Source organism: Microbacterium sp. Leaf159 (genome assembly GCF_001423615.1).
GTDB lineage: Bacteria > Actinomycetota > Actinomycetes > Actinomycetales > Microbacteriaceae > Microbacterium.
On sequence record NZ_LMOU01000001.1, the window covers coordinates 2,398,339 to 2,421,822 of the forward strand.

Sequence of the window (23,484 nt, forward strand, 5' to 3'; positions counted from 1 at the left end):
GTCTCAGGCGGGCGCCGGCTCGGAGGCCGCGGCGCGGCGTGCGATCAGCCAGATGCCGACTGCGGCGGCGAGGAAGATCCCCGCGAGCATCGCCCACCCCGCGAATCCGAACGTGATCGCGGTGGCGTTCACGACGATGGGCGATGCCAGAGCGCCGAGCGAGAAGCCCATTCCGAAGACACCCTGGTAGGCACCGGCGCGCACGGGGTCGGCGAGCTCGAAACTCAGGCCCCAGGCGCCCGCCTGCGACAGGATCTCGGCGAACGTGTGCGCGACCATGCCCACGATGAGGATGACGATCGCGGCCCAGGCGGGCAGACCCGCGGCGAGTGCGTAGACGATGCATGCGGCGACCATGAGCCAGCCGGCGATCATCGTCACCCGGCCCGCGATGCGGACGTCGTGCGTGCCTCGCGAGGCGCGCACCTGGAAGAGCACGACCAGCGCGGTGTTGATGATCAGGAGCACGGCGAAGGTCGCCTCGGGCGCGTTCGTGTTCTCGGTGATCCACAGGGGGACTCCGAGCTCGGCGACGCCGAACTGCATTCCGAAGATGGCCGAGAGGCCGCTCAGCAGCAGGTATCGGGGGTCGCGCCACGGCGAGCGGCGGTTCCAGTCCCTGCGCTCCGCGGACGCCGCCTCCGTGGCATGCGTGTCGATCGATCCGGTCTCGGTGTGCAGCACCTTGACCCTGGCGCGGGCCGGCGCGTCCACGGCGGCGGTGAGGCGCAGCAGCGGGAGCGACCCGAGAGCGCAGATCACTCCGGCGCAGGCGATGACCGCGCGGTAGGCCTCCGGCGTTCCCAGGGCCAGGGCGATCGCGCCGATGCCGGAGCCCGCGGCGATCGCCAGGTTGGTCACGGTGCGGAGCACGGCTCGGGCGTGCACGCGCCTTTCGGGGGCGAAGCCGCGGGCGATGATCGCCGACCGCGCGGAGTGGCCGAGCGTGTCGAAGAAGCCGGCGAGGCTCGCGAGGAGGAGGGCGGAGGCGAAGTCACCCACGAAGGCGTAGGCGGCGAGCAGAACGCCCCCGGTCAGCTCGAAGCCGAAGGCGAGGCGCCGGGCGCTCCACCGATCGGCGAGCCAGCCACCGAGGAACGACGCCACGACACCGCATCCGCTCGACACCGCGAGCACGATAGCGGCCTGCGCGGGTGACAGGCCGATGACCTGGGTGAAGAAGAGCACCGTGACGGCGAGGAAGACACCGCGGCCGACGCGGGAGACCGAGGTGGCCGTCACCAGCGCCCGCAGCACCGGGTCGCTCATTCCGGCGGACAGTCGGGCGACGAAGCTCTTCGTCGCGGCTGGGTCCTCGCCGTCCTTTCCGACCTGGTCGGGATCGGGATCGGGCGAAGACACCCTTTCATCCTCGCACGGCTCCGAGACGCGTCCCCGCGGACACCGGTATGCGATGGGTTAGCGTTGACGGGTGGTCTCCAGCTATCTCGCCCCGACGGGCACACCTGTCACGCTGCTCGAGTTCGAGCACGCCGGGGCGACCCTGATCGCGGAGACCTTCGGCGAAGGCGCGCACACGTTCCTGCTGCTGCACGGCATCGGCATGGGCCGCAGCGTCTACCTCGACGTCGTGCAGAGGTTGCGCGGCCGGGTCATCGCGCTCGACCTCCCCGGATTCGGCGAGGCCCCCGAACCCACCCGCACCTTCACCATGGAGCGTCACGCCGACCTCGTCGCCGCCTACCTGCGCCATGCCGGTGAAGGTCCGGTCGTCGTGATCGGTCACTCGATGGGCAGCCAGATCGCGGCGGAGCTGGCCGCACGGCATCCGTCGCTCGTCGAGGGCGTCGTGCTCGCGGGCCCCACGGTGAACAAGGCGGCCCGCAACGTGGCCGCGCAGGCCAGCTATCTGCTGACCGACCTGGTCGGCGAGCGCCCCCTCGTGATCTGGCGCGGCGCCAGGGAGTATCTCCGCGGCGGCCCCCACCTGATCCGCAAGATCCGGGCGACCATCGTGCACCAGCCGGAGAAGGCGTTCGCGCGCATCGAGCAGCCCGTGCTCGTGCTTCGCGGTGAGAGCGACCCGCTGGCGCCGATGAGCTGGTGCCAGGAGATCATCGACGAGATCCCCGGCGCCGACCTGCGGGTGATCCCCGACCACGGTCACGGCACGCTGATCAGCGACTCCGAGCCGGCCGCACGTCTGATCCAGGGCTTCGCCGACAAGCTCTGACCCCGGCCTCGCCGCCGCACCAGCGCACCGGCGGATGCCTCAGCGCAGCGGCGGAGGTGTCGTCGGAAGAAGCAGAGCGTTGCGGCGCGACCGCGTCAGCAGGAGCGTGAATGCCCCGAGACCGCCCATGACCACCGCGATCATGATGCCGAACACGATCATGAACCCTGTGACAGGACTCTGCGCCATGACGCCACCCACCACCGCGACGATCACACCGATCACCGCGAGCGTGGCCACGCACCAGCCGACGATCATCGACGCGAGATAGCCCCGAGGCCCGGCGTGCCCGGGTCGAGGACCGAACTTCATGCCGATGTACCAAGTCCACCGTGAGCCGGTCCACCAGCGGCTGACCTGCCTCGTCATCGGATACCACCCGGCACCGGGCCCCTCGACCTCGCCGGGCAGAGGCTGCACGACCGCGTCGACGATCGGGGCCGACTGCGGAGCGGGGAGCTTGCGCACGCCGCTCGAGTACGCAGCGCCGACGAACCAGATGACGGCCGCCGACAGCAGCAGCACGGGGAAGACGAAGTTGCCGGGGCTCCGTGAGATCAGCGCGGAGAACAGCTGCAGCATGGCGAGCGCGGAGAACAGGATGCCCAGGACCACTCCCATGGCCGGCGGCTCGATCGCCAGCCAGTCGGGCCGCGGCTTGCCCGCGCGGACGCGATACGGCGTCCACATCACGCCGTCCCACCAGCGGACGTCCGTCGTGCCGGGAACCGGATACCAGCCCATCGACAGCGTCGCCGGTGCGGCCGCCCGCTCATGTGCGGTCCACTGCACGCCGTCCCACCAGCGCTGAGCACCCGGCGTGCCCGCGTCGTACCATCCCTGCGGTGCTGACATCGTCCCCCCTGTTCGACTCTCAGCCTGCGCCGGGAGGAGTCTGCTTCGAGTCTGCGAGCTCGTCGACGACGAGGCTGCGCTCGTCGGTCGTGCCGTTGCGATAGGCCTGTCGCCCCACGATGTGCGCCGACAGAGGGGCTGTGGCGAACTGCATGAGCACGATCGGGGCGACCAGGGCGAGGCCGACGAGGATCCCGCCCACCGTGCGCAGCGACAGCGCGATCGCGAGACAGATCAGGATGAGGCCCAGCACCTGGGGCTTGGTGGCGGCATGCAGCCGTGACGGCACGTCGCGGAAGCGGAGCAGTCCGACGGCGGCCGAGAGGCAGAGCAGGGCTCCGAGCAGGATCAGCACGAGGACGGCGACGTCGATGACGCCGTCGGGAATGCTGAGGCCGAATACGTTCATGGCGTCGTGTTGTCCCTTCTGGCGACGAACCGGGCGACCGAGATCGACCCGAACACGCCCACCGCGGCGATGATCAGCAGCACCGGGATGTTGCGAGTGTGCCCGTTGATCGCCATCTCGGCTCCGAGCACGCACATCACCTCGGTCAGCAGCACGTCGGAGGCGACGGCGCGGTCGAGGATCGACGGGCCCCGCACGATCCGGATAATCGTCAGGATGGCCGCGAGGCCGAAGACGACCATGATCGCCAGCAGCAGGATGTTCATCGCGCACCGCCCTTCTTCGCCCCGCCTGCCGAACCGGCAGCCTCGCCGACCGAGGCGGCACGCGCCGCACGCTCGTCCGCTTTGAGGGCACGGTACTGCTCGGGGGCGCCGAGCGCACGCACGACCCTGCGCTCCCAGCGGAGCACACCCTCGCGCTGCTTCTCGACGTCGGCCAGGCTGCGCACCCCGATCACGTGCAGGTACAGCACCTGGCGATCGCGATCGGCTTCGACGACGAGAGACCCTGGAACCAGCGACGACACGACCGACACGTGGGTCATCATCAGGTCGTCGGCGTACTTGAGCGGCACGGCGATGATCGCGGCCCCGGGCTGGCGCCGGAAGTCGAAGACCTGCACGGTCACCGCGAGTGCGCCCCGCAACACCGCGAACAGGAACTGGACGACCAGGAGCGCGGCGTACCAGACGTTGATGCGCCCCGAGAGTTCGACCGTCGGCAGTCGGAAGACGCGAGTGACGAACACCGCGACGACGAGCCCGGACAGGAACGCGAGCACCGTGAACTGCGCCCACAGCAGCATCCACAGCACGACCAGCCACGCGAGGAACGGAAGCTGCACGCGGATGTCGCGCCAGAAATGACGGCCGGTCTCGGTGGGGCTCATCCCTCCACCTCGTCTTCCAGCTGGATGAGGCTCACCGGGTCGAGCAGCGCCTCACCGATGCGGTCGCACAGCGCGTAGAGCGGTCCGGCGAAAACGGTCAGCGCCACGGTGACCCCGACCATCCCAGCCGTCGCGACGGTCATGATCCTGGGGATGCGGCGACGCTCCTGCTGCTCGTCGGCCGCCGGGGCGTTGCCCAGGTACGAGATGCGTCCTTCGGTCTCGGCCGAGTCCTCCTCCTCGCGCCAGAACGCGAGGTTCCACGCACGCATCAGCGCGTAGAGGGTGAGGAGCGAGGTGACGATACCGCCGGCGATCAGCACGATCATCAGAGGCGTGCCGACGGATGCCGCCGCCTCGAACAGCGCGAACTTGCCGATGAATCCGGAGAACGGCGGGAGTCCACCGAGGTTGATCGCGGGGATGAAGTAGAGCACGGCGATCACCGGCGCGACCTTGAGCAGTCCCTTCACCCTGAGGATCGACGTGCTGCCCGCTCGACGCTCGATGAGACCGACGGCGAGGAACAGGGTGGTCTGCACGATGATGTGGTGGACGATGTAGTACACCGTGGCGCCGATCGCGGCCGGTGTCGCTATCGCGAGACCGAAGATCATGTAGCCGACATGGCTCACGAGCGTGAACGAGAGGATTCGTTTGAGCTCCGCCTGCGCGACGGCGCCCAGTACTCCCACGATCATGGTCGCGAGCGCGATGATCAGCAGCAGGGTGTCGATGCTGTTGTCGGCGAACAGCTGCGTCTCGGTGCGGATGAGCGCGTACACGCCGACCTTCGTCAGCAAGCCGGCGAAGACCGCGGTGACCGGAGCCGGCGCCGTCGGATACGAGTCGGGCAGCCAGAACGAGACGGGGAAGATCGCGGCCTTGATGCCGAATGCGATCACCAGCATGAGGTGCAGCACGAGCTGCGTCTCCTGCGGGAGCTCGGTCATGCGCTCGGCGATCTGCGCCATGTTCACGGTGCCGAGGGCTCCGTAGATCATCGCGATCGAGGCGAGGAACAGGATCGACGAGACCAGTGACACGACGATGTAGACGGCGCCTGTGCGGATGCGGGACTCGGTACTGCCCAATGTGATCAGCACGTAGGACGCGACGAGCAGGATCTCGAATCCGACGTACAGGTTGAAGAGGTCGCCCGCGATGAACGCGTTGAAGATTCCGGCGGCGAGGATGAGGTACGACGGATTGAAGATCGAGATCGGTGTCTCGTCGGTGCCGTCTGCCGCGCCCTGACCGATCGAGAAGAGGAGCACCGCGAGCAGCACGATGCTCGAGATGAGCACCAGGAGAGCGGCGAGCCGGTCGACGTAGAGCACGATGCCGAACGGCACCGGCCAGCCGCCGACCGAGACCGCGAGTGGAGCCCCGGCGTCGACGACCACCAGGAGCACCGCGGCGATGACCGAGACGATCGCGAGGGTCGCGACCGTGACGAACGCCTGAAGTCGGGGGTTGCGGCCGAAGATCAGCGTGACTGCGGCACCGAGCAGCGGCAGCGCGACGAGCAGCGGGACGAGGGCGCTCATCGGCGGTCCTCCCCGTCTGTCGTGTCGTCCGATTCGCCGTGCTCGTCGTCCTCGGGCGGAGCCGATTCGTGGGCGAGAGTGGATGCGGCGGCATCCGCGTCCGGCTCCGGCTCTGCCGCCGCGGGCGCAGGACGAGGGGCGGTCGGGCGATCGGTGGGCGCGTCGTCGTGGATCGCGGGGTGGTCGCGCATGTGCAGCACGGTGATCGGTGCCGTCTGCACGCCCACGAAGTCGGTGGTGGCCTCGTCGTCGGCGGCGTCGGCCTCGTCGTCCATGAGATCCTCGTCGGCATCGGTGCGCTCGCGGAGCGCGATGTCGGCCTCGTCGTCCTCGACGGTGTCGGCCTGGCCCAGCTGCCAGGAGCGGTAGATGAGCGCCAGGAGGAACGCCGAGACGGCGAACGTGATCACGATGGCTGTGAGCGTGAGGGCCTGCGGAAGCGGATCGCTGAGCTCGCCCTCGGTGCCGAAGAAGGGCGCATTGCCCGGAACGCCCATCACGATGAGCAGCAGGATGTTCGTGGCGTTGCCGAGCAGGAGGAATCCGATCAGCACGCGGGTCAGGCTGCGCTCGAGCATCGCGTAGACGCCGCAGGCGAAGAGCACGGCCATGATCACGATCAGGGTCAGGGAGACATCCATCAGATGGTCACCCCCCGCTCGCGGAACTCCTGCGCCTGGCGGTCGACCTCGCCGCCGAGGCTGCGCAGCACGTCGAGCACGAGACCGATCACGACGAGGTATACGCCGATGTCGAAGATCGTCGAGGTGACGAACTCCATATGCCCGATGCCCGGGATCTCCCACTCCCAGAATGTGCTGGTGAGCGGGGCCATGCCGAAGAACAGCGGCACGACGGCGGTGCCGACGGCGAGGATGAGGCCGGTGCCGAGAAGTCGACCGGCATCCGTGGGCGCGGCCGCTCCGAGCTCCCAGCGCCCGCCGGCCACGTATCGCATGACGAGGGCCATTCCGGCGACGAGTCCGCCGGCGAAGCCGCCGCCGGGGAGGTTGTGTCCGGAGAACAGCAGGAAGATCGACACGACGATGATCGTGTGGAACAGGATGCGGACGATCACCTCGAGGAGGATCGACCGATTCTCGGGCTTCATCCGCTGACCGCCGACGAGCCAGGCGCGAGGGCTGCTCTCGTTCTCGGAGGTCTGGAAGCGCACACCCTCGGTCGTCTCGACGAGGGGGCGGCTGAGCGTGCGACGGCGGCGGGCCTTGGGCAGCGTCTTCGTCGCCGAGAGCATGTCGGCCCGGTGCGTGACGAACACCAGCGATGCGACTCCGGTGGCGGCCAGCACGAGCACCGAGAGCTCGCCCATCGTGTCCCACCCGCGGAGGTCGACGAGCGCGACGTTCACGACGTTCTTGCCATGACCGATCTCGTACGCGAGCTTGGGGAACGCTTCGGAGATCGGATCGGAGACGCGCGACTGCGTCGCCACGATCGCGACGAGGGCCATCGTGAGGCCCACGCCGACACCGAGGAGTGCCCGCGGGATGCGACCGACGGATGCGTTGTGCTCGCCCATCCGCGCCGGCAGGCGCCGGAGCACGAGGGCGAACGTGACCATGGTCACCGTCTCGACGAGGATCTGCGTGAGCGCCAGGTCGGGGGCGCCGCTCGTCGCGAACAGCACGACCATGCCGAGACCCGTGATCGAGACGAGCACGACACCGGTGTAGCGCTTCTGCGCGCGCACGGCCATGACGGCTGCGGCCGCCATCATCGGGGCAACGACCAGCTGGGCCGGCGTGTGCCATGCCGAGAGCTGGAAGCGGTCGATGTCACTGGCCAGCAGTGCGGTGATCTCGGCCGCCACGAACACGACGAAGATCGTGCCGACGTAGACGGGGAGAGAGCCTCGCTGGGTCAGCGTGGTGCTGAGCACCGAGAGGCGGTCGATTCCGCGCATCACCAGGTAATAGACGTCTGCCGCGGTGAAGCGGATGAGGCGCGCCTTGCGATCCCATCCGGTGCGCACGGTGAGGAGGAACAGTCCCGCACCGAGAAGGATCGAGAGGATCGAGATGCCGAGCGCCGGCTCGAGCCCGTGCCAGAGCGCGAGGTGTCCTGGGCCCTCCGCCGCGACGCCCTCGGGATCGAGCCCGGGGGTCGCGGTCAGCGCATACCCCTGCAGGGCGGTGTCGAGCGCGGGCGCGCCGATTCCGGCCGCGAGGGTTATGCCGGCGAGGATGATCGGTGCCGAGAGGAAGCCGACGGGCGGGTCGGGCCAGGCGGTGTCCGGCAGGCGGTCGCCGACGGCATCCCGCTTCTTCCAGAAGGCTCCCCAGAGGAAGCGGATGCCATATGCCGCAGTGAGAATGGATCCGAGGCTGACGCCGATGATCGCGACGAGACCCCACGGAGAGCCGTGCATGGCGTCGTCGAGGAGTGCGGTGAGCGTCGACTCCTTCGCAACGAAGCCGATGGTCGGAGCGATACCGGCCATCGAGGCGACCGAGATGAATGCCGCGGTCGCCATGACCGGGGCCTGTCTGCCCACTCCGCTCAGCTCATCGATGTCACGGGTCGACAGCTGTCGGTCGATCACGCCGACGATCAGGAACAGCGCCGACTTGAACAACGCGTGCCCGATCACGAGCGCGAGCCCCGCGAGGGCGCTCGCCTGCGTGCCGTAGCCGATCACGATCGAGAAGAACCCGAGCTGGCTCACGGTGCCGAACGCGAGGATGCGCTTGAGGTCGGTCTCGCGCAGCGCCTGGATGCCGCCGATGAGCATCGTCACGATTCCCAGCGAGATGATGATCGGCCGCCAGGGGCCGGTGAACGCGAAGATCGGTGCGAAGCGCGCGATCAGGTAGATGCCCGCCTTCACCATGGCCGCCGCGTGCAGGTACGCGCTCACCGGCGTGGGCGCGGCCATGGCTCCCGGCAGCCAGAAGTGGAACGGGAAGATCGCCGACTTGCTTATGGCTCCGATCAGGAGCATCACCACTGCGGCGTCGACGATGGGCCCGGTCGGGGCGAGCTCGAGGATCTCGCGGATGCTCGAGGTGCCGGCGTCGACCACGAGCAGTACGACGCCGACGAACATGACGAGTCCGCCGAGGGTGGTGACCAAGAGCGCCTGCAGAGCCGCACGTCGGCTGGCCGCGCGGCGCCGGTAGTGCCCGATCAGGAGGTACGAGAGGATGCTCGTCACCTCCCAGAACATGACGAGCATGACCAGGTCGTCGGTCAGGACGAGACCGTACATCGCGCCGGCGAACCCGAGCAGGACGGCCGCGAACTGGCCGATCCCCGCCGAGTCGTCGTGGAAGTACCAGCGGCAGTAGAGCAGTACGAGAGCACCGACGCCCGTGACGATCAGGGTGAGCACCCAGCCGAGCACGTCCATGTTCATCGACAGGTTGAGCCCGAGCTGCGGGATCCACTCGACCGACACGAACGGCGTCGGCCCGTCGAGCACCTGCGGGGTGAGGACGAGCGCGTGGACGAATGCCGCTGCGGGAATGAGAGCCGCGATGGCGAATGCCTGGGACCCCAGCCAGCGCACCAGCACGGGCATCACGATGGACCCGAGTAGGAACACGGCGAGGAGCGTCAGCATATACGCGGCTCCTCGAAGCTCGTCGGCCGGGGGTGCGGGTGTCGCTACCTAGTTTACCTTGCGATTCCGGCATTCCGGGTCGATGATGTCGCTTTCGAATCGCGCAAATGGCTGATTCCCCCCGGCATTTCGGGCAATTTGCGCGATTCGAAACCCGTGATCAGGTCATTCGGATGCGTTCATCGACTGCTGCGAGGCCCCACGGTGGGATCCTGGTCGATGTGGCGGTTGCCGCGACCCCGTCGCGATCTCCCTCCGCCTCCACGACCGACGAGAGGCCTCTTCATGCGCATCGCCCTGCACTCCGAGATCCGCGACGGCGCGGTCGACGGCTACCGCACGAATCACGCGCGCATCCCGGACGCGCTCGCGGCGACGTTCACCCGCATCGGCATCCACGATTGGACCATCTGGCGGTCGGGCCACCGCCTGTTCCACCTCGTCGACTGCGACGACTGGGATGCCGCGGTCGAGGCGCTGAAGGATGACCCCGCCGATCACGCGTGGCAGGCCGACATCGGCCGGTTCGTCGAGGTCTTTCGCGACGCGGACGGCGATGAGGGCACGGCCCCACTCGAGCAGATCTGGGACCTCAGGGCTCAGACGTCCTCCTGACCGTCTGCCGACCGGCTCACCGAACCGTTCGAATCGCGCAAATGGTCGTGAATCGAATCCGGATGCCGCCATTTGCGCGATTCGAACGTGCGCGGGCCGTGGCAGAGTAGCTCCGTGGCACGGGCATGGGTGCGGGAGCTGACGGGGTGGCTGGCCGCCACCGCCGTGTCGCTGATCGCCGCAGCGACGGTCGCATCATCCGCCCGCGCCGAGCTGCTGTTCCGTGACGGCGACTCGCTGATCGTCGCGATGCTCGCGCGATCCCTTCTGTCCGGAGACGCGCTCGACTGGGCGATGTCGAGCGTGCTCTTCCTGCCCGAGACCGGCGCGTTCGCAGCGCTCGACGCCACGTCGGCCCTCGGGGCGAATGGACTCTTCGCGGTGAGCGCGGCCCTCAACCTGCTGGCGCTCTACGGTGCGATCCGCCTGACAGCGGGGCGGGCCCGGTCAGGCGCGGCGCCCGTCGCCTGGTCGATCGTCGCGCTGGCGGCGTTCGCGATACTGGCGATGACCGAGACGTCGGCGTCGCGTGACGCGCTGGAACTCGCGTCGCTGCACCTGACCACCACCTACTACTCCGCGACGGTCGTCACCGTGGTGCTGGCGATCGGCATCGTGCGGCGCATGCTCGACCGACCTGGGCTCAGCCTGTGGGCGATGGGCGCGCTCAGCGCCATCGCGATCGTGGCGACGCTCTCCAACCCGCTGTTCGCTGTCTGGGCGACGCTGCCGCTGGCCCTCGTCCTGGTCGCCGTCGCACTGCGCACGACCCGGCGCGCTCGCATCCTGGGTCTTCTGGCGGTGCTCGTCGGTGCCACCGCGATCGGCTTCTTCGCACGCATTCCGTTTGCGGCATGGATCGCGAACACAGGCGCCGGATACGCGCAGCCCGAGCACTGGCAGGAGTCGGTCGAGTACTACGGACGGCTCCTCGGTGAGCGCCTTCACAGCCCACTCGGACTCGTCGCGCTGCTGCTCATCGCTGCGCTCGTGGGGCTCGGGGGCGTTCTCTCCGTGCGCGCCGCTGGGCTCGGGGCGCGCCTGGTCGCTGCGATTGCATGGGCAGCCCCTCTCATCGTGGTCGTCGGCGCCGTGGCACTGGGCACTCACGCGGCCCGCTACCTCCAGCCCGCGGTCTTCGCTCCGATACTCGCCCTTGTCGCGGTGCCGCGGGTGCTGAGCGTTCCGACCCGTCTGCGCCGTCCGGTCGCGGCCGTCGCCTCTGTCCTCCTGGTCGTGGGCGGCGGCCTGAGCATCCCTCGACTCGCGGATGCCGCGCAGCAGCCCGACCCCGATCTCGCCTGCGTCACCGACTGGGTGGACGCCTCGGGACGCGCCGGCGCCGGACAGTTCTGGACCGTACGGCTGCCGAAGCTGCACCTCGAGGATCCCTCGCAGCTGGTGCAGGTCGACCATCAGCTCAACGGCTATGCCTGGCTGGTGAATCGCACCGACTTCGCGATCGGAGAGGTCTCGTTCCTCGTCGAGGACTCCCAGACCGTGCCCTGGGATCTCCCGCGATCGATCACCCCCGACGAGGTGGTCGACTGCGGTCGCTACTCCATCCTCGACTTCGGCACGCAGACCCTGCCGCTCGGCCCGCCACACTCCTGATCAGAGGCCGCAGAGGCCGGGCGCCCGTGGATCAGCGCGACGGCCGCGCGGTGGTCGTGCCCTCTCGGAACCGACACGTGAGGTGCAGCGTCAGGCCGGGCTCGCCACGCAGCATCCGGGCGACCTGCTCGCCTGCCGCACGCCCCTTCTCGACAGCGGGCTGCACGCTGGTGGTGAGCACGAGATCGCCGAGGCCGTCGGCGGCGATGCCGTCGAATCCGGCCACCGACAGATCTTCGGGCACCCGTAGGCCGAGTTCCTCGGCCGCGCGGACGATCCCGACCGCGAGGAGGTCACTCTGAGCCAGGACGGCCGTCGGCCGAGACTCGGCATCCGCCAGCAGGATGCGTCCGGCGAGAAGACCCTCGTCGATCAGGCTGCCGCCCGCCGAGATGGCCGGCGCATCAGGGAAGATCTCGCGCATGCCGGCGAGGCGGTCGATCGTGACGTCGACGGTCGCGGAGTCGATGCGTTCCCGCGTGACGGGGCCTCTCTCTCGTCCGGTGTCGAGGGGCAGAGTGACGAGGGCGACGTCGCGATGCCCCAGGTCGCGCAGATGACGGGCGACATCTGCGGCCGCCGCGGTGTTGTCGAGGGTGATCCTCGGGATCCCCTCGCCCGCATCGCCCTCGATCACGACGACCGGCAGACCACGGCTGCGCACGATGTCAAGCGAGGCTTTGGTGCGGCCGGAGCATCCGATCAGCACGACCGCATCGACCGGCGCGTTCGAGAGCGACGATCCGTCGTCGCCTGGCTCGTCGCGCATGAGCAGGATGCCCGCACTCAGGTCGGCCATCCCGTCGGTGAGACCGTCCATCATCGCGGTGGTCACCGGGTCGAGGAACGCCGCCCGCAGGTGGCCCTCGAGCACCACGGCGACGATGCCGCTGCGTCCTCGGCGCAGTGAGGCGGCACGCGGGTCAGGTCCGGCGTAGCCGAGTTCGGCAGCGACCGCGAGCACCCGCTCACGTGTGGCCGGTGCGACATTCGCCTTGCCACTGAACACGACGGATGCGGTCGACGTCGCCACGCCCGCCGCGCGTGCGACGTCGGCGATCGTCGCGCGGCGCGTGGTCTCATGACTCGTCATACTCCGAGGATAGCTCCCCCGCTTCCCTCGTATCGAATCGATTCGATATGCTGTCGATCATGGACACGGCTCTCTCCCGATCGCAGTACGTGCGCTGGCGCACGGCGATCTTCGCGATCTTCCTCGCCAGCGGTCTGTCGATCGCCACCTGGGCATCGCGTGTCCCCGACATCAAGCTCGCGCTCGAGGTCGACAAGGCGCAGGTCGGCATGCTGCTGCTCGGCGCGGGAATCGCGTCGATCATCGGAATCTCGACCAGCCCCGCGATCATGGCGCGCACGGGCGCGCGCCTCGGCATGATGGTGTCGATCTTCACCTTCGCCTCGGGTGTGGCACTGATCGGCATCGGAGCGAACGTGCTCGGCTCCTATGCCGTCGTGCTCATCGGCCTCGTGCTCTTCGGCCTCGGCAACGGGTGCGTCGACGTCATGATGAACGTCGAGGCCACCGCGATCGAGCAGCACTCGGGCAAGACGATCCTCCCGCTCTTCCACGCTTTCTTCAGCTTCGGCACCGTCATCGGGGCCGGACTCGGAGCCCTCGCCGCACAGCTGCGGATCGACGTCTTCACGCACACCCTCGTGATCGCGGTGTTGATCGCCGCCATCGGTGTCGTCAGCATCGCCAGCGTCCCCCGTCGCGAGGAGGCGCTCGATCCGAGCGGAGACGACGGCGAGAAGCCGCACTGGCGGGACCGGATGCACGTCGCGCTCTCGGCCTGGCGCGAACCTCGCACGTATGCGATCGGCGTGGTGATGCTCGGCATGTCCTTCGCCGAGGGTGGGGCCAACGACTGGCTCGCGCTCGGAGTGGCCGAGGACCACGGTGGAGGGACCGCGCTCGGCGCAGCCGCCCTCGCCACGTTCTCGGTCGCGATGACCGTCGTGCGCGTCTTCGGCGGGCCCCTCGTCGATCGATTCGGCCGCGTGGCGGTGCTGCGCATCCTCGCGGTGGCCGCGGCATCCGGCATCCTGCTTTTCATCCTCGCCCCGAACCTCCCGCTGGTCTTCGCGGGTGCGGCACTGTGGGGGATCGGCGCATCGCTCGGCTTCCCGCTCGGCATGTCCGCCGCAGCGGACGACCCCGCCAAGGCTGCCGCTCGGGTGAGCGCTGCGGCGACGATCGGCTACATCTCGTTCCTGGGCGGCCCGCCGGTGCTCGGCTTCATCAGCGAGCACATCGGCCTGCTCAACACCCTGTTCATCCTGGTCGGCCTCGTCGTCCTCTCGGGTCTGTTCTCGGGTGCCGCCCGCCCGCTGCGCCAGGACGAGATGTCGACGCCGCCCGTCGCGGTGACGAGAGAGGTCTGATGAACAGACGGGATCAAGACTGAGCTTCAGCTCCGCCGATCGGCATGGTCAGCCAATCGCTCGATTCGAGATTCGAGACGCGCGAACTTCGAGTCGAGATAGGACACGGCAGCGCCGAGGCCGAACACCAGTCCCAGCAAGCCGGTAGAGGTCGCAACCATGGCCGCTGTGGTGATCGAGATCGTCATGCTGCGATCATGACCGAGCCGACGTGACATGGCGGAATGCCAAGTCACTCGGACTCCCGCACCCCGGTACAGCAGAAGGAGTCCGCCCGACGAAGTAGGCTCGACGGGTGCGTCTCGTCATCGCCCGCTGCTCCGTGGATTACACCGGGCGGCTCAATGCTCATCTCCCGCTCGCCACACGTCTGCTCGTGCACAAGGGCGACGGGAGTCTGCTCGTGCACTCCGACGGCGGCAGCTACAAGCCGCTGAACTGGATGAGCCCGCCGTGCTCCCTCGCCTCCGAGGAACCCGGTGAGGAGGAGTCGATCGCCGGCGTCACCGAGGTCTGGCGCGTCACACACAAGAAGACCGGCGATGCGCTGCGGGTGCAGATCTACGAGATCCTGCACGACACCACTCACGAGCTCGGCATCGACCCCGGTCTGCAGAAAGACGGCGTCGAAGCCGACCTGCAGCGGCTTCTCGCCGAGCAGGTCGAGCGCATCTCCGACGGCGCGACGCTGGTGCGGCGCGAGTACCCGACGGCGATCGGACCGGTCGACCTCCTCGTGCGGGATGCCGACGGCGCGGCCATCGCCGTCGAGATCAAGCGCCGTGGCGACATCGACGGCGTCGAGCAGCTCACCCGCTACCTCGAGCTGCTGGGTCGCGACCCGCATCTCGCCCCGGTGCAGGGCGTGTTCGCCGCGCAGGAGATCAAGCCTCAGGCGCGCGTGCTCGCCGAGGATCGCGGCATCCGCTGCCTCGTGCTCGACTACGACGACATGAAGGGCATCGAGTCCGGCATCCCCCGCCTCTTCTGAGGCGAGCTGCACAGATGTTCATCGCGGTCGGTCGCACCGTGCACTGCCCATAGGCTGGAAGGCATGGCTTCTTCCCCTTACTCCTGCGTGCTCTGGGACGTCGACGGCACCATCGCCGACGCATCGGTCGGCATCCTCCGTCGTCTGAACGTCGCCCTCACCCACTTCGGGCACCCGGCGCCGACGCGCGAGGAGCTGGTGCACTGGATCGGCCCGCCGATGTTCGAGTCGTTCCAGGCGCAGGCCGGGATGACGCCGGAGGAGTCCGCCGAGGCCGTGACCTTCTATCGCACGCTCGGCAAGGCCGACGGCTATACGACCGATGTCGCGACCTACCCCGGCGTGCCCGAGATCATCCGAGATCTGCACACCGCCGGCGTGCCCCAGGCGACCGCGAGCTCGAAGCCCGAGATCCAGGTCGACGCGATCATCGACTTCTTCGAGCTGCGCCCGTACTTCCTCACGACCGTCGGTGCGACTCCCGACGAATCGACCCTCGCATCGAAGACCGACATCGTCGCCGAGGCACTGCGCCGTCTCGCCGAGCGCGGCGCAGACGTGTCGCGACCGGTGCTCATCGGAGACCGGCACCACGACGTCGAGGGCGGCAACGCGAACGGCGTTCCGGTGATCTTCGTCGAGTGGGGCTTCAGCGACACGCACGAAGGCGATGAGGCCGCGTTCCGCGCCGGATCCCCCGATGAGCTGCGCGCATTGCTTCTCAGCTGACTACCGAGGCCAGCCGCCGGAAAGCACAGAACTCCCTGCCGGAGGTCGCAACGAGTGCGGACCCCCGGTCAGGGAGTTCTATTGACGTCCGCTCTCAGAGCGGACGGATGTTCTCAGCCTGCAGGCCCTTGGGGCCCTGCGCCACGTCGAACTCGACTCGCTGGTTCTCTTCAAGAGAGCGGTAGCCGGATGACTCGATGGCGGAGTAGTGCGCGAAAACGTCAGCGCCGCCGTCGTCGGGGGAGATGAAGCCGAAGCCCTTCTCCGAGTTGAACCACTTAACCGTGCCCTGGGTGCTCATGTACTGCCTGTTCTGCTGGAAAGAAGCCGACGCAGGATGCCCCGACGTGCTCCACGCTAGTGGAGCACGCGCTGAGCGGAAGTCCCGAGGTCAGCCCGTAACCCAAATGTTGCATGAGCGGTAACCGTCGGTCACACACGAGGCACGCGTCTCTGCATCGAGAGGGCCCGAAAAAATGGTGTGGCCCTCACCGCGGGGGGAGCGATGAGGGCCGAAGACGACCGGAGGGTGCGTCAGATTCCAGCCTAACCCCTCCGGCACCCTTTTGTCCCCCATATGGGGGACAAATCGGAAAAAAGTCGAAAGACGGGCGATCAGCGGCCCTCTCGAGCAGCCCGTTGGGGACGGAACCGCTCGAGAGGGCCCAATCGCGTGCACGGATCGCCTTTGCCTCTGGGGAAGGCAGCCCGTCATCTGGGGTGGACGGAGACGATCAATCCCCTGTGCACGCACCTTCACACTAGGGGAGCCTGCTCCGCGACGCCATGGGGGTTGACCTCGGGCGATATCGGTGAAGGCCTTTCGCCCGGTCGCGCGGAGATTCCGCGAGTAGCCTGGGTCGGTGACCATGCTGAACAAAGACATGACGCTGTGCATCTCGCTGTCCGCGCGCCCGAGCAACAACGGAACCCGCTTCCACAACTTCCTCTATGAGGAGCTCGGGCTGAACTGGATCTACAAGGCGTTCGCACCCACCGACCTCGGGCAGGCGATCGCCGGCGTTCGCGGTCTCGGCATCCGTGGATGCGCGGTCTCGATGCCGTATAAAGAGGACGTCATCGCACTCGTCGACCGCATGGACCCGTCGGCGACGGCGATCGACTCGGTCAACACGATCGTGAACGACGAGGGTGTGCTCACCGCATACAACACCGACTACAGCGCCATCGCCCAGCTGATCGAGCGGAACACGCTCGATCCGTCGTCATCCGTGCTCCTGCGCGGTTCCGGCGGCATGGCGAAGGCCACAGCCGCCGCCTTCCGCGACGCCGGATTCTCGCGGGTCACGATCGCGGCGCGCAACGAAGAGCGCGGCCGCGGTCTCGCCGACCTCTACGGGTTCGACTGGACGGCGGATGCGGAGGCTGTCACCGCCGACGTGATCGTCAACATCACCCCGATCGGCATGGCCGGCGGCGCCGACGAGCACACCGTGTCGTTCTCGACCGCGCAGATCGCCGCGGCATCCGTCGTGTTCGACGTCGTGGCTCTCCCTGCCGAGACCCCGCTCATCGCGGCGGGGCGGGCGGCTGACAAGACCGTCATCACGGGAGCCGAGGTCGCGACCCTGCAGGCGCTCGAGCAGTTCGTGCTCTACACCGGCATCCGCCCGACCCCCGAGCAGGTCGCGGCCGCCGAGGAGTTCATGCGGGCGCAGTAAGCACCGCGCCCGCACGACCCGATCGGCTCAGCGGCCGATCGACTCAGCCGTTGAACTCGGCCGGGTGCGGTCCTGTGCGACCGTCGCGCTCGAGAGCATCTATCGTCGCGAGTTCCTCCGCGCCCAGCACGAAATCGAACACGTCGAGGTTCTGCGCGATGCGCGCCGGGGTCACCGACTTCGGGATGACGACACGACCCTGCTGCAGATGCCAGCGCAGCACCGCCTGTGCGGGCGTCTTGCCGTGGCGGTCGGCGATCTCGACCACGGAGGCGTCACCGAGCACGGCGCCCTGCGCGAGCGGGCTCCACGCCTCCGTGACGATGCCCCGCTCGGTGTTCGCCGCGGCGACCGCGCGGTTCTGTAGCGCCGGGTGCAGTTCGACCTGGTTCACGGCGGGCACGATGCCCCTGTCAGAGGCGATCCGCTCGAGGTGCTCGGGTTCGAAGTTCGACACACCGATCGCGCGCACGCGCCCGTCGGCGTAGAGCTTCTCGAGGGCCCGCCACGTCTCGGCGTACGTTCCGAGCGCGGGCGTGGGCCAGTGGATCAGGTACAGGTCGAGGTGGTCGAGGCCGAGGCGCTCGAGCGACTCGTCATAAGCGCGGAGCGCGGCGTCATAGCCGTGGTCGGCGACCCAGACCTTGGAGGTCACGAAGAGATCGCTCCGGTCGATGCCCGATTCGCGGAGCGCGCGGCCGACACCCGCCTCATTGCCGTATATCGCCGCGGTGTCGATGCTGCGGTATCCGGACTCGAGGGCCGCGGCGACGGCGGCCGTCGTCTCGGCATCCGGCACCTGGAACACGCCGTAGCCGAGCTGCGGCATCTCGATGCCGTTGTTCAAGGTGACGGTGGGGATGAGGGGAGTGCTCACTGCTGTGTCCTTCTTGTTCTGTCTACGGTTCTGAATGGTCACGCGGCGACGGTCTGCAGGGTGCCGGTGGTGACGGGTGACGGGTGACGGGCCGTGATCACCGCGATCACCATGACGACCAGAGCGGATGCGGTGATCGCCGCACCGATCCAGATGGGCGATGTGTAGCCGAGTCCTGCCGAGATGCCGAGGCCGCCCGCCCAGGCGCCGAGGGCGTTGCCGACGTTGAACGCACCGATGTTCGCCCCTGAGGCGAGGGTCGGCGCTCCGCCCGCGTAGTGCATGATGCGGCTCTGCAGACCCGGCACCGTGCCGAAGCCGAACGCTCCCATCAGCACGAGAATCCCGATCGTGACGGGCTGCGACCACGCGAAGAAGCCGAACAGCACGAGCACCACGACGAGGGCTGCGATGAAGATCAGGAGGGTGCGGTCGATGGAGCGGTCGGCCAGGCGTCCGCCGATCCAGTTGCCGGCCACGAGCCCCACGCCGAACAGCACGAGAAGCCACGGGACCGCGGTATCGGCGAACCCGGTGACGTCGGTGAGTGTGTAGGCGATGTAGGTGAAGGCGCCGAACATTCCGCCGAACGCGAGTGCGGTGACGACGAGAGAGAGCCACACCTGGCCAGAGCGGAAGGCGCGGAGCTCGCTGCGCAGACTCACCCGCGCGCCGGTCGGCTTCGGAGCCGTCACGAGCAGCGCGATGCCGGCGAACGCGACCACGCCGATGGCCGAGATCACCCAGAACGTCGAGCGCCAGCCGAACTGCTGGCCGAGGAACGTACCGAAGGGAACGCCGAACACTTTGGCCGCTGTGAGGCCGGTGAACATGATCGCGATCGCCCGCGCCTTCTTCTCGGGGGCGACGAGCTCGGCGGCGACCACAGAGCCGATGCCGAAGAACGCGCCGTGGCACAGGGCGGCGATGATGCGGCCGATCATGGCGATCGTGTAGTCGGGGGCGAGAGCGGTGAGGGCGTTGCCGGCGATGAAGAGCACGACGAGTCCGAGCAGCACGGGCTTGCGCGGGAGGCGCGTCGTGGCGGCGGTGAGACCGAGCGCGCCGACGACAACGGCCAGCGCGTAGCCCGAGATGAGCCAGCCCGCCGTGGCCTCGGTGACCCCGAAGTCGGTGGCCACCTCAGGGAGGAGGCCCATGATCACGAACTCGGTGAGTCCGATCCCGAAGGCGCCGATGGCGAGTGCGATGAGTCCGAGTGGCATGGGTGTGCTCCGAGGTCCTCTGCTAAAGTAGTTGCAGACGCGGGATATTGCGTCCGAGGGATAATCATTGCACACGCAAGTATCCCGCGCAAGCAACTACTTCGGAGGTCACTGTGGGCATCTCAGACGACGCTGTCGAGATCCGGGCGCGCGGCTGGCGCACGCTCGCCGCTCTGCACGGCATCATCGAGGCAGATCTCGAGAAGGCGCTCGGCGCGTCGGTGGGACTCTCCGTCGTCGAGTACACCGTGCTCGACGCGCTCAGCAGGCAGGACGGCTGGCACATGCGGATGCAGCAGCTCGCCCGCGCGACGGCCCTGAGCCCGAGTGCGACGACACGGCTCGTGACCCGGCTCGAGGACCGCGGGCTGCTCACCCGCATCCTCTGCGCCGACGACCGTCGAGGCATCTACACCGAGCTCACCCCGGCCGGCCTGGCGCTGTACGAGCAGGCGCACCCGATCCATGACGACACCCTCGAACGCGCGCTCAGCGATGCCGTGACCCAGCCCGAGCTCGCGCCGGTCGTGCACGCACTGCAGGGCTCGACGGTCGACGCCTAGTCGCCGAGTTCAGCGTCAGGATGCCGCGCGCGCGACGGTCACCTGAATGCTCTTCATCAGCGGCTGGTCGCTCTGCACGCTGAAGTCCTTGCGACCGATCAGCACGTTCATCTCGGGCATGTAGCCGGCCGCACTGCCGCGCGGAAGGTCGTACGGCACGGCGCGGAACGCCCTGAGCATCCGAGTCGAGCCGTCCTTCGACGTCGACACGATGTCGACGAGGTCGCCCTCGACGAGACCGCGGTCACGCATGTCGTCCTCGTGCAGGAACACGAGCTCACGGAGGTTCTTCACCCCGCGATAACGATCGTCGTTCGAGTAGATCGTGGTGTTCCACTGGTCGTGCGAGCGCACGGTCTGCAGCACCAGGGTCTCGGCGGATTCGGGAATGACGTCGGGCAGTGGCGCGTGCGAGAACTCCGCGCGGCCCGACGGCGTCTGGAACACCCGTTCCCTCGCCGGCTGGGGAATGCGGAATCCGTGCCGGTCACTCACGAGCTCGTTGAACCCCTCGAAACCCGGCAGCACCTCGGCCATCACGTCACGGATGCGCGCGTAGTCGCCGACGTACCAGTCCCACGGGGTGGCGCTGTGCGGCAGGGTCGCCTTCGCCAGTCCCGCGATGATCGCGGGCTCCGACTTGAGGTACGCGGATGCCGGCTGCTTGCGACCCATCGAGAGGTGCACCATGCTCATCGCGTCCTCGACCGTGACGCCCTGCGGGCCCTGCGTCTGCTGGTCGCGCTCGGTGCGACCGAGGCAGGGCAGGATCAGCGCCTTCTCGCCGTGCACGAGGTGGCTGCGGTTGAGCTTCGTGCTCACCTGCACCGTGAGACGGCACTTCTCGAGCCCCTGCGCCGTGAACGGGGTGTCGGGAGCCGCAAGCACGAAGTTGCCGCCCATGCCGACGAACACCTTGACCCGTTCGTCATGCATCGCCTCGATGGTGCGGACGGTGTCGAGACCGGGATGCCGCGGCGGATCGATGCGGCAGACCTCGGCGAGGCGATCGAGCCAGGCATCCGTCGGCCGGTGGTCGATGCCGCAGGTGCGGTTGCCCTGCACATTGCTGTGGCCTCGGATCGGTGAGGGCCCCGCACCCTGGCGGCCGATGTTGCCACGCAGAAGCAGCAGGTTGACGATCTCGCGCACGGTGTCGACGCCGTGTTCGTGCTGACTGACGCCGAGGCACCAGCTGATGATCGTGCGCTCTGCCGTGAGGTACACGGCAGCAGCTGCGCGGATCTGCTCCTCCGTCAGCCCCGACTGCGTGATCAGGTCTGCCCACGGCGTCGCCTCGACCAGCGCGCGGTACTCCTCCACGCCCTGGGTCAGGACGCCGAGGAACTCGGTGTCGAGGACCGACGGGTCATCCGCAGCGGCCTCGAAGACCACCTTCGACATGCCGCGGATCAGTGCGAGGTCGCCACCGGGGCGCACCTGCAGGTTCATGGTGCTCGTGCCCGTCGCCTTGAAGCGCGCCATGTCGACGAAGTCGTGCGGCACGATCGTGCGGGTGGCGCCGGCCTCGACGAGCGGATTGACGTGCACCACCTGGGCGCCGCGCTTCACGGCATCCGCCAGCGCCGTGAGCATGCGCGGAGCATTGGATGCCGCGTTCACGCCGAGCACGAAGAGGGCGTCGCAGTCGTCCCAGTCGTGCATGTCGACTGTGCCCTTGCCCGTGGCGATCGACGCCTTGAGCGCCCGGCCCGAGGCCTCGTGGCACATGTTCGAGCAGTCGGGCAGGTTGTTCGTGCCGTACTCCCGCACCATCATCTGGTACAGGAACGTAGCCTCGTTGCTGAGGCGACCTGATGTGTAGAAAGCCGCTTGGTCGGGGCTGTCGAGACTCTGGAGCTCGTCACCGACCAGCGCGAACGCATCGTCCCACGAGATCGGCACATAGTGATCGGTGGCCGAGTCGTAGGTCATCGGCTCGGTCAGGCGCCCCTGATCCTCGAGATCGAAATCCGGCCAGGTGGCGAGCTCGGTGACCGTGTGTTCGGCGAAGAAACGACGATCGACGCGCTTGCGCGTCATCTCCCACGTCACATGCTTGATGCCGTTCTCGCAGATGTCGAGCTTCAGGTTGCCGAGATCGTCGGGCCACGCGCAGCCTGGGCAGTCGTAGCCCGATATCGGGTGATTCATCTGCAGCATCGCGAGCGGACCGGCGATCGGCTCGCGCTGATCCAGCACGACTCTCCCCACTGACACCGCCGCACCCCACCCGGCTGCCGGGTGACCGTAGGGCTTGCGCGACCACGCCCGATCGGCGCGGGGGCCGTACCCGCCCTGACGCGGCTCGACCGGCATCAGTCCGAAGGCGGTGCCGGAGGTTCCCTGGCTATCGAGCATGGCTGGCTCCCTCCGCGGCGGGCTCGGACGTGCCGATCCCCGCGTTGTCGATACGCACCCGATGAGCGTGCGTGTAGATGTTCATGGATCGTCCTCGGACGAAACCGACGAGCGTCACCCCCGACTCGTCGGCGAGCTCGGCGGCAAGAGACGAGGGAGCAGAGACGGCACTCAGCAGCGGGATGCCCGCCATCGCCGCCTTCTGCACCAGCTCGAAGCTCGCCCGCCCCGACACCTGCAGGATCTGCCGGCGCAGAGGAAGCCTGTCGTTCAGCAGCGCCCAGCCCACCACTTTGTCGACCGCGTTGTGCCGACCGACGTCTTCGCGCAGCACGAGCATCTCGCCGGTGTCGACATCGAACAGCGCGGCCGCATGCAGACCCCCGGTCTTGTCGAATGCCGCCTGCTCGGCGCGCAGCCTGTCGGGGAACGCCGCGATGTGCTCCGGTTCGATCCGGATGTCGTCCTCGGCGATCGGATGCTGCGACACGGTGCGCACGGCATCGATGCTCGCCTTGCCGCACACCCCGCAGGAGCTGGTCGTATAGAAGCGCCGCGCGGCCTCGGGGTCAGGGAGCGCGACTCCGTGCGCGAGGCTGATGTCGAGCACGTTGTAGGTGTTCTCCTGGCCGCCGGTGCCCGGGCCGCCGCAGTGGATCGCGGAGTGGAAGTCGGAGGTCTGCGCGATGATCCCCTCGGACACGAGGAACCCGGCCGCCAGCTCGACGTCGTGCCCCGGGGTGCGCATCGTCACGGCGAGCGGTGCACCCGCGACTCTGATCTCGAGCGGCTCCTCGACGGCGAGCGTGTCGGCGCGACGACTCGCACCCTCGCCGAGGGTGAGTTTCAGAATCGGTCGCCGCGTCGTGATCCGCCCCACACGAGCGAGCGTACCTCGCAGGTCGCCGGATCGGGCGGGTCACCGGATCGGGTCGGTCTC

At 68.3% G+C, this 23,484-nt stretch carries 23 protein-coding genes; 8 read left to right on the plus strand and 15 right to left on the minus strand.

The features are described from left to right. Nucleotides 1-3: 3 nt before the first annotated feature. Complete coding sequence (locus ASF80_RS11290; RefSeq protein WP_235559950.1) at nt 4-1,362, minus strand: MFS transporter; 1,359 nt, start codon at nt 1,360-1,362, stop codon at nt 4-6. A gap of 70 nt (nt 1,363-1,432) precedes the next feature. On the opposite strand from ASF80_RS11290, the gene ASF80_RS11295 reads away from it, so the two are divergent. Continuing rightward, entirely contained in the window at nt 1,433-2,194 is a 762-nt protein-coding gene (locus tag ASF80_RS11295; RefSeq protein WP_056310805.1) for an alpha/beta fold hydrolase, read from the plus strand. A 39-nt stretch (nt 2,195-2,233) separates the two neighbouring features. Here ASF80_RS11295 and ASF80_RS19360 read toward each other — a convergent pair whose 3' ends face one another. The 7 genes from ASF80_RS19360 to ASF80_RS11330 are packed head-to-tail and all read right to left on the minus strand — an operon-like array spanning nt 2,234 to nt 9,483. Further along, the gene (locus ASF80_RS19360) at nt 2,234-3,049 is read right to left on the minus strand and encodes a DUF2510 domain-containing protein (protein WP_056310807.1); all 816 of its coding nucleotides are present in this window, start codon (nt 3,047-3,049) and stop codon (nt 2,234-2,236) included. Between the two features lie 19 nt (nt 3,050-3,068). Continuing rightward, a complete protein-coding gene (gene mnhG, locus ASF80_RS11305) occupies nt 3,069-3,458 on the minus strand; it encodes a monovalent cation/H(+) antiporter subunit G (protein ID WP_056310809.1) in 390 nt (129 codons plus the stop codon). Beyond that, the gene (locus tag ASF80_RS11310; protein WP_056310811.1) at nt 3,455-3,724 is read right to left on the minus strand and encodes a monovalent cation/H+ antiporter complex subunit F; all 270 of its coding nucleotides are present in this window, start codon (nt 3,722-3,724) and stop codon (nt 3,455-3,457) included. The genes mnhG and ASF80_RS11310 overlap by 4 nt, the downstream gene beginning before the upstream one ends. Further along, a complete protein-coding gene (locus ASF80_RS11315; protein WP_056310813.1) occupies nt 3,721-4,350 on the minus strand; it encodes a Na+/H+ antiporter subunit E in 630 nt (209 codons plus the stop codon). Before ASF80_RS11315 ends, ASF80_RS11310 begins: the two co-directional genes overlap by 4 nt. Further along, entirely contained in the window at nt 4,347-5,900 is a 1,554-nt protein-coding gene (locus tag ASF80_RS11320) for a Na+/H+ antiporter subunit D (RefSeq protein ID WP_056310815.1), read from the minus strand. The genes ASF80_RS11315 and ASF80_RS11320 overlap by 4 nt, the downstream gene beginning before the upstream one ends. Beyond that, entirely contained in the window at nt 5,897-6,541 is a 645-nt protein-coding gene (locus ASF80_RS11325; RefSeq protein ID WP_082488286.1) for a Na(+)/H(+) antiporter subunit C, read from the minus strand. The genes ASF80_RS11320 and ASF80_RS11325 overlap by 4 nt, the downstream gene beginning before the upstream one ends. Beyond that, nucleotides 6,541-9,483, minus strand: coding sequence for a Na+/H+ antiporter subunit A (locus ASF80_RS11330; protein ID WP_056310817.1), 2,943 nt, complete (start codon nt 9,481-9,483; stop codon nt 6,541-6,543). The genes ASF80_RS11325 and ASF80_RS11330 overlap by 1 nt, the downstream gene beginning before the upstream one ends. Before the next feature lie 285 nt (nt 9,484-9,768). Here ASF80_RS11330 and ASF80_RS11335 point away from each other — a divergent pair, with 285 nt between their 5' ends. Next, complete coding sequence (locus tag ASF80_RS11335; RefSeq protein WP_056310819.1) at nt 9,769-10,098, plus strand: L-rhamnose mutarotase; 330 nt, start codon at nt 9,769-9,771, stop codon at nt 10,096-10,098. Between the two features lie 114 nt (nt 10,099-10,212). Next, the gene (locus tag ASF80_RS11340) at nt 10,213-11,712 is read left to right on the plus strand and encodes a hypothetical protein (RefSeq protein WP_056310821.1); all 1,500 of its coding nucleotides are present in this window, start codon (nt 10,213-10,215) and stop codon (nt 11,710-11,712) included. 31 nt (nt 11,713-11,743) lie between these two features. On the opposite strand, the gene ASF80_RS11345 is transcribed toward ASF80_RS11340, so the two are convergent. After that, nucleotides 11,744-12,805 (minus strand): LacI family DNA-binding transcriptional regulator, encoded by a 1,062-nt coding sequence (locus tag ASF80_RS11345; protein WP_056310823.1) that lies wholly within the window; start codon nt 12,803-12,805, stop codon nt 11,744-11,746. Nucleotides 12,806-12,864: 59 nt separating this feature from the next. Here ASF80_RS11345 and ASF80_RS11350 point away from each other — a divergent pair, with 59 nt between their 5' ends. Further along, nucleotides 12,865-14,115, plus strand: a complete 1,251-nt coding sequence (locus tag ASF80_RS11350) for an MFS transporter (protein WP_082488379.1) — start codon at nt 12,865-12,867, stop codon at nt 14,113-14,115. A 26-nt stretch (nt 14,116-14,141) separates the two neighbouring features. On the opposite strand, the gene ASF80_RS18920 is transcribed toward ASF80_RS11350, so the two are convergent. Continuing rightward, nucleotides 14,142-14,303, minus strand: coding sequence for a hypothetical protein (locus ASF80_RS18920; protein ID WP_157521040.1), 162 nt, complete (start codon nt 14,301-14,303; stop codon nt 14,142-14,144). 107 nt (nt 14,304-14,410) lie between these two features. Between ASF80_RS18920 and nucS the strand changes: the two genes are divergently transcribed. Together nucS and ASF80_RS11360 are read left to right on the plus strand one after the other, a co-directional pair. Continuing rightward, nucleotides 14,411-15,106: an endonuclease NucS gene (nucS, locus tag ASF80_RS11355; protein WP_056310825.1), complete on the plus strand. Its 696-nt coding sequence runs from the start codon at nt 14,411-14,413 to the stop codon at nt 15,104-15,106. A 63-nt stretch (nt 15,107-15,169) separates the two neighbouring features. Beyond that, the gene (locus ASF80_RS11360; RefSeq protein WP_056310827.1) at nt 15,170-15,835 is read left to right on the plus strand and encodes an HAD hydrolase-like protein; all 666 of its coding nucleotides are present in this window, start codon (nt 15,170-15,172) and stop codon (nt 15,833-15,835) included. Nucleotides 15,836-15,929: 94 nt separating this feature from the next. Here the strand turns inward: ASF80_RS11360 and ASF80_RS11365 are convergent, their stop codons facing one another. Further along, entirely contained in the window at nt 15,930-16,136 is a 207-nt protein-coding gene (locus tag ASF80_RS11365) for a cold-shock protein (protein ID WP_042540947.1), read from the minus strand. A 562-nt stretch (nt 16,137-16,698) separates the two neighbouring features. Here ASF80_RS11365 and ASF80_RS11370 point away from each other — a divergent pair. After that, nucleotides 16,699-17,517, plus strand: a complete 819-nt coding sequence (locus tag ASF80_RS11370) for a shikimate 5-dehydrogenase (RefSeq protein WP_200934774.1) — start codon at nt 16,699-16,701, stop codon at nt 17,515-17,517. 43 nt (nt 17,518-17,560) lie between these two features. Here ASF80_RS11370 and ASF80_RS11375 read toward each other — a convergent pair whose 3' ends face one another. Continuing rightward, nucleotides 17,561-18,346 carry an aldo/keto reductase gene (locus ASF80_RS11375; protein WP_056312050.1) on the minus strand — a complete coding sequence of 262 codons (786 nt, stop codon included), beginning with the start codon at nt 18,344-18,346 and terminating at the stop codon, nt 17,561-17,563. Between the two features lie 86 nt (nt 18,347-18,432). Next, on the minus strand, nt 18,433-19,620 hold the full coding sequence (locus tag ASF80_RS11380) for an MFS transporter (RefSeq protein ID WP_056310830.1): 1,188 nt from the start codon (nt 19,618-19,620) through the stop codon (nt 18,433-18,435). 113 nt (nt 19,621-19,733) lie between these two features. Between ASF80_RS11380 and ASF80_RS11385 the strand changes: the two genes are divergently transcribed. After that, complete coding sequence (locus tag ASF80_RS11385) at nt 19,734-20,183, plus strand: MarR family winged helix-turn-helix transcriptional regulator (protein ID WP_056310831.1); 450 nt, start codon at nt 19,734-19,736, stop codon at nt 20,181-20,183. Nucleotides 20,184-20,198: 15 nt separating this feature from the next. On the opposite strand, the gene ASF80_RS11390 is transcribed toward ASF80_RS11385, so the two are convergent. Together ASF80_RS11390 and fdhD are read right to left on the minus strand one after the other, a co-directional pair. Then, nucleotides 20,199-22,544 carry an FdhF/YdeP family oxidoreductase gene (locus tag ASF80_RS11390; protein WP_056310833.1) on the minus strand — a complete coding sequence of 782 codons (2,346 nt, stop codon included), beginning with the start codon at nt 22,542-22,544 and terminating at the stop codon, nt 20,199-20,201. Continuing rightward, nucleotides 22,534-23,424 (minus strand): formate dehydrogenase accessory sulfurtransferase FdhD, encoded by an 891-nt coding sequence (gene fdhD / locus ASF80_RS11395; RefSeq protein ID WP_056310835.1) that lies wholly within the window; start codon nt 23,422-23,424, stop codon nt 22,534-22,536. Before fdhD ends, ASF80_RS11390 begins: the two co-directional genes overlap by 11 nt. Nucleotides 23,425-23,484 lie beyond the last annotated feature (60 nt).

What these genes read in the sequence shown, in the direction of transcription:
- ASF80_RS18920 (WP_157521040.1), bottom strand. Translation starts at nt 14,303, where the DNA reads ATGACGATCTCGATCACCACAGCGGCCATGGTTGCGACCTCTACCGGC.
- mnhG (WP_056310809.1), bottom strand. Translation starts at nt 3,458, where the DNA reads ATGAACGTATTCGGCCTCAGCATTCCCGACGGCGTCATCGACGTCGCC.
- ASF80_RS11380 (WP_056310830.1), bottom strand. Translation starts at nt 19,620, where the DNA reads ATGCCACTCGGACTCATCGCACTCGCCATCGGCGCCTTCGGGATCGGA.
- ASF80_RS11350 (WP_082488379.1), top strand. Translation starts at nt 12,865, where the DNA reads ATGGACACGGCTCTCTCCCGATCGCAGTACGTGCGCTGGCGCACGGCG.
- ASF80_RS11345 (WP_056310823.1), bottom strand. Translation starts at nt 12,805, where the DNA reads ATGACGAGTCATGAGACCACGCGCCGCGCGACGATCGCCGACGTCGCA.
- ASF80_RS11320 (WP_056310815.1), bottom strand. Translation starts at nt 5,900, where the DNA reads ATGAGCGCCCTCGTCCCGCTGCTCGTCGCGCTGCCGCTGCTCGGTGCC.
- ASF80_RS11310 (WP_056310811.1), bottom strand. Translation starts at nt 3,724, where the DNA reads ATGAACATCCTGCTGCTGGCGATCATGGTCGTCTTCGGCCTCGCGGCC.
- ASF80_RS11335 (WP_056310819.1), top strand. Translation starts at nt 9,769, where the DNA reads ATGCGCATCGCCCTGCACTCCGAGATCCGCGACGGCGCGGTCGACGGC.
- ASF80_RS11365 (WP_042540947.1), bottom strand. Translation starts at nt 16,136, where the DNA reads ATGAGCACCCAGGGCACGGTTAAGTGGTTCAACTCGGAGAAGGGCTTC.
- ASF80_RS11360 (WP_056310827.1), top strand. Translation starts at nt 15,170, where the DNA reads ATGGCTTCTTCCCCTTACTCCTGCGTGCTCTGGGACGTCGACGGCACC.
- ASF80_RS11390 (WP_056310833.1), bottom strand. Translation starts at nt 22,544, where the DNA reads ATGCTCGATAGCCAGGGAACCTCCGGCACCGCCTTCGGACTGATGCCG.
- ASF80_RS19360 (WP_056310807.1), bottom strand. Translation starts at nt 3,049, where the DNA reads ATGTCAGCACCGCAGGGATGGTACGACGCGGGCACGCCGGGTGCTCAG.
- ASF80_RS11315 (WP_056310813.1), bottom strand. Translation starts at nt 4,350, where the DNA reads ATGAGCCCCACCGAGACCGGCCGTCATTTCTGGCGCGACATCCGCGTG.
- ASF80_RS11325 (WP_082488286.1), bottom strand. Translation starts at nt 6,541, where the DNA reads ATGGATGTCTCCCTGACCCTGATCGTGATCATGGCCGTGCTCTTCGCC.
- ASF80_RS11330 (WP_056310817.1), bottom strand. Translation starts at nt 9,483, where the DNA reads ATGCTGACGCTCCTCGCCGTGTTCCTACTCGGGTCCATCGTGATGCCC.
- ASF80_RS11375 (WP_056312050.1), bottom strand. Translation starts at nt 18,346, where the DNA reads ATGCCGCAGCTCGGCTACGGCGTGTTCCAGGTGCCGGATGCCGAGACG.